This window comes from Veillonella sp., from assembly GCF_019414865.1.
Classification (GTDB): domain Bacteria; phylum Bacillota; class Negativicutes; order Veillonellales; family Veillonellaceae; genus Veillonella.
Map to the genome: position 1 here is coordinate 1 of NZ_DXLG01000113.1, position 5,000 is coordinate 5,000.

General features: G+C 37.4%; 5 protein-coding genes. 1 reads left to right on the forward strand and 4 read right to left on the reverse strand.

All coding sequences use genetic code 11. From position 1 onward, the window contains the following. Positions 1-51: 51 nt before the first annotated feature. On the reverse strand, positions 52-588 hold the full coding sequence (locus QZ334_RS06780) for a flavin reductase family protein (RefSeq protein WP_295233046.1): 537 nt from the start codon (positions 586-588) through the stop codon (positions 52-54). Positions 589-779: 191 nt separating this feature from the next. Between QZ334_RS06780 and QZ334_RS06785 the strand changes: the two genes are divergently transcribed. Beyond that, positions 780-2,129 carry a hypothetical protein gene (locus QZ334_RS06785; RefSeq protein WP_295233049.1) on the forward strand — a complete coding sequence of 450 codons (1,350 nt, stop codon included), beginning with the start codon at positions 780-782 and terminating at the stop codon, positions 2,127-2,129. A 156-nt stretch (positions 2,130-2,285) separates the two neighbouring features. On the opposite strand, the gene QZ334_RS06790 is transcribed toward QZ334_RS06785, so the two are convergent. The 3 genes from QZ334_RS06790 to QZ334_RS06800 all read right to left on the reverse strand — a co-directional run. Beyond that, a complete protein-coding gene (locus tag QZ334_RS06790; RefSeq protein WP_295233051.1) occupies positions 2,286-2,822 on the reverse strand; it encodes a flavin reductase in 537 nt (178 codons plus the stop codon). Positions 2,823-3,151: 329 nt separating this feature from the next. Beyond that, a complete protein-coding gene (locus QZ334_RS06795) occupies positions 3,152-3,727 on the reverse strand; it encodes a TonB-dependent receptor (RefSeq protein WP_295233053.1) in 576 nt (191 codons plus the stop codon). A gap of 57 nt (positions 3,728-3,784) precedes the next feature. After that, positions 3,785-5,000: hypothetical protein (locus QZ334_RS06800; protein ID WP_295233056.1), on the reverse strand; the 1,216-nt coding region annotated here is incomplete at its 5' end.

The window sequence follows — 5,000 nt, forward strand, 5'->3', positions numbered from 1 at the left end:
CAAATAAGGCAGTCCTGACGGACTGCCTTATTTGTATATTACATAGATTGTCTATTTCTCTATAGCCTCAACTATTTCGCCGATGTACATATAGTGTGGTTCCCAGCGATCACTGCCAGCTTTTGTATATTCAGGAGGATTGGATGCATAATACTCTTTTATTTTATCCGCTAAATGTGCTTCATCGAATTGATGTTCGTAAAGCTTTTTGCATACAAAAGTTAACTCTGCTTCTTCAAACATGACACCATTATCTACTGCAACTGGTGTTAAACCTGAATTAGCCACCTTATCTTCGTCACGACCAGAATGAGATCCTAAATAACCAAGAGCCTTACGTTGGCTTTCAGGCAAGAAACTAACGGTAAACGTATCATATTTCGCCATGAATTCTTGGGTATAACGAGCTGGATGAATATACACAGTCACCGTGAAAAGATCGTTACCAACTAGGCCCCACATGTTGCCCATGCTGCCCCAGCTAACAGTACAAGTATTAAAATCCTCAGGTGTACCAGCTGTAACAAGAGCCCAACGCTTTTCAAACATAGTAAATGCTTTATAATCTTTTGATTCAAATGGTTTCATAATAACCTCCGGTTTATCTTATTTCCCAACCTCGTATAACTATCGTAACCCAATTATATAATGCACTAATATACAATACAATAAGTATTATGTTATATAATTATACTTAGTACCATAACCAATGGATTATGACAGTATCAATAGATATGAGAGTATAAATAGATATGAGAGTATAAACGGGAGATACTACCATGACAAAACTACCACTATTAGCGGGTGCTTTCATAATGAGCACTATATTATCACCAATAGGAGCCATTGATGTTAATATTCCTGGTGCAGACTCGAAGATTTCAAAGGATGCCTACATAAATTATCAAACCACGAATCCTGATATTGAAAAGGATGTAGCAAACTATGTGGAAACACTAAAGTTAACAGACAAGGCTAATGGTATTAGTAAAAACGAAATTGAGTATGCTAAAGCGGCCTCTATATATCGCAGTCAACATTACCATAATACAGTCATCTCCATTCATGACCAATACAACCAAATTCGGCTTTCATTCCCAGTAGCGGGCCAAAAAAGTGATTATGATATAGGACGTTACAAAAACCCAAGTCGAACCATTGAAGACTATCGGGTTTTAACCGATAATGGAAGTCTCAATTTAGAAATTGACTACGCAGATTTCAAAGACTACGACTGGCGCAACACCAAAATAGCTTATGAAAAATTGACAGATAAAAATGTTCGTGACTTCTTTCTAGACAAGGCCAAACAAAATCCGGCAAAACAGATTTCTGATATAAAGGGCACTGTATTTTCATACCCAACTTTGACCTACAGCACTTGGGATAGCATGAAGATGCCTCACGTTGAAAACGGTAAGAAAGCAACACTTACCATCGACACGATCAATTTTAAATTTAAGGGCTATAATATGCGTCATCCCTTATATCATGCAGGGTTTGTCTATTATGACAACAACCCCGTTCTGAACAAGGTTCCTACAGATAAATTATTGGCTAACTATGTGCTTCCCTCTGTGCAAAACCTAAATGAATTAAATCAATATTCACGCATAGAAAACTTAAACGGTGTACAATACCGCGTACCAAAAGACGCTATATACATAGGTGAGGAAAAGGGCACCGAATATCAAGATATTAGATACTACAAAAAGGGGAACATAACATTCTTTGTTTCTACTAATAATATTCCTAAAAACCCATATGCGCGTAATCTTGTTGTAAACGGTCATTACAATTTTAAAATTAATTTAGATACGTTCTGGAATATATACTATTCCCAGCCAACATCAGATTATATTAATTATTCCGTTATATGGAATAATAATATTCCTGGATTATCCACACACATCTATACACCTCATAAGGATGATCACATCCTAACCTTTCAATCCTATGATGGGACCTATAGCTTTACCTATATCATCTTTTACCCAAGTTTTTTACATGCTGAAGAAGTCCAAAAATTACGAAATATGATTGAGTTTTTTGAGTCTACCAATAATCCTAGCTTTAAACTAAAAGAGCATATTTTATTCCCAGATACAGAGGAGAGCCATGCCCATTAAAACATCGTTCAAAATCTAATAAGATGTGTAACCAAAACAGCCAGTACTGCAAATCGCAATACTGGCTGTTTTTCTTTCTCTATTTCTTTTTAGACATAAGTCTATCTACACATATAGATAAAATATAAATCGGCCTTATATAAAACTTATTTAAGGCTAAGCCTCTATAGCCTCAACTACTTTACCGATGTACATATAATGTGGTTCCCAGCAATCTTTGCCAACTTGGGTATACATAGATGGATTTGCTGCATAATATTCCTTTACGTTATCCGCTAAGTGAGCTTCATCAAATTGATGTTCATACAGTTTTTTACATACAAATGTTAAATCTGCTTCTTTGAAAGTTACCCCATCGCCTGCTACCACTGGTGTTAAACCAGAATTAGCCACCTTATCTTCATCGCGGCCCGAATGAGAACCCAAATAACCAAGCGCCTTGCGATAGCTTTCAGGAAAGAAACTAACGGTAAAAGTATCGTATTTAGCCATAAACTCTTGAGTGTAACGAGCCGGATGGATATACACCGTCACCGTGGACATGTCACCACCATTAGGTCCCCATACATTGCCCATACTGCCCCAACTAACCGTACAAGTATTAAAATCCTCAGGCGTACCAGCTGTAACAAGAGCCCAACAATCCTCAAACATAGAAAACGCTTTATAATCTTTTGTTTCAAATGCTTTCATAATGACCTCCGGTTTATCTTAATTTGACGATATATATCTTTAACTCTATAATATAGATAGATAGTCAGACGAGTAGTTGCGTCAGGCTCATCTCGGAAAACATAAAAGCTTGAGAAATGGCCTTTCAGTTATCTAGTTACACTAGGCAACGGAGGGCTATTTTTTTACTTTTCCGACCTCATCTAATTCTCCTAATCACATTATATGATGTATTAATATACGATACAACAAGTATTATATTATATAAATATACGAATAAAGTAATAAACGCCGAGCTAATTCTATGAATTAAAAGCTCGGCTTTTTTCATAAATATGGTAAGAATATAATCATTTATAAATTAAAATCTTGCTGACTTTATCGCCTTTTTGTTCAAATTGTATGCCATGCATCATATCAGTTCGATAACGGTATTTCCCATAAAACCATCGATTGTTAGTATCTACTAAATCGGGTCTGCCATATACATTAAGGACCTTTCGCATGGAATCGCCTACGGCAATACCTCTATGTGTAGTAGCATCACGATTCTCGATCATCATATAAGTAACAATAGGGCCCACACCATCCATTTTAAAGTTCCCAAATGTAACACCACCATAGGTAAGTCCTCGACTTGTTTCTTTAGTAGGCTGTCCTAGACTAGCTTTTACACTATCAAAGGTATTACCCAACGAAACACCAAGGACCATCATGTCCTCATCTGGCAAGGTAGTACCTACAATTTGCCCGCCCTCATAATGAGTATACTGCTCAGCTTTGGGCCAATCATAAGACTGCTTCGCGGCATTCGTTTCTAGACGGTCCCAAGTTTTACTCAGCCAACTCGCATCAGCTTCATAACTATAACCACTTACCAATTGTAGGCCTATAACAAGCCCCATAACCATATATTTTGTTTTCATAGTCTCTCTCCTGAAATTTCTTATAATTAGCTCAAACTACATTCACTATATTACACACTATTGATTCAATAGCTTAACCCACTCCATATACCAAGGAATAAATATAGGTCCACTTTCTAGTTTCTCTTTATAGGTTCCATCTTCTCTCCATTGTGGACCGTTTCTGAGTTTGACCGCATCATCAAAGCCTACATATTCAATTATATCTCTCCATTGTTTATGTGTATAAGAGGTCTTACTTTCATCATAATTAATACGATAACTGTAAAAGTACACAGAATCTTTCACAACATGACGGAGATAAGACTCTCCATTAAGCTTGTAAGAATCGATCAAAGAGCCTGCGATACCATTATTCCATACGACTGCATATTGTGTAGGTGTTTCTAAATCGTTATACTTTCTCAAAAAGGATAATATGGAACTCTTGATGACCGTTCCATCTCGTTTTTCACCCAATATGGAGGTACGCACTACACGTATCTTGGCCCCTGTATCCTCATAGGTTCTCACATCATATTGAGTATTCTCTACAGCCTCACTCACTAACTTTGCAGTCTTAGGAACACGATAACTGAAATTTCCCCAATGCTCAACACGACTATAATTATCTAATCCAGACAAGGATTCTATAGATGGAATAATATAATTACTCATCAAAACTTCCGGTGATTTATCCTGATACGGATCCTCCGTATTAACCCAACCGCCATAACTAATCCCATAGGTAGTCTTTGAATCATTCGGTGTAAACTCCGTATACATTACACGGGCATTGTTGGACATAAGCTTCCAAGATGCATCGTGCAAACCTGGATATGTATATTTCCCTTCTTCTTCAGCATATTTATTGAGTGCTTTACCATGTGGCGGCCCTACTACTAAAAATGAACTAAGGCTTCGCACAGCATATAACGGCCCTTTTCCAGACTTAGACTCTACAGTATCTCCACGAAAGCTAATGTTTGGTACGGATAATCGAATATTCTTATCCCCTTCATGAAGCAATACAACGGTAGATTGAGAAGAATTTGCTAACTCCAACGCCTTAGCCAAACCAGGGCGTTCTCGATACAACTTATCCATCCCAGATGTAGGATTTACAGGTTGTGATTTTATAAATTCACTATAATCCTCTGCATTCTGCTCCCCTACTTTATTAATATGACGATAATTCTCATACGCATTGGCAGGAATGCTCGCATCTGCCCCAGGCATAGGCGGCTGTCCGGCTGGCACTTCGATCTGTACAGCACTTACATTTATGGTGAAA

What these genes read in the sequence shown, in the direction of transcription:
- QZ334_RS06795 (WP_295233053.1), bottom strand. Translation starts at nt 3,727, where the DNA reads ATGAAAACAAAATATATGGTTATGGGGCTTGTTATAGGCCTACAATTG.
- QZ334_RS06790 (WP_295233051.1), bottom strand. Translation starts at nt 2,822, where the DNA reads ATGAAAGCATTTGAAACAAAAGATTATAAAGCGTTTTCTATGTTTGAG.
- QZ334_RS06780 (WP_295233046.1), bottom strand. Translation starts at nt 588, where the DNA reads ATGAAACCATTTGAATCAAAAGATTATAAAGCATTTACTATGTTTGAA.
- QZ334_RS06785 (WP_295233049.1), top strand. Translation starts at nt 780, where the DNA reads ATGACAAAACTACCACTATTAGCGGGTGCTTTCATAATGAGCACTATA.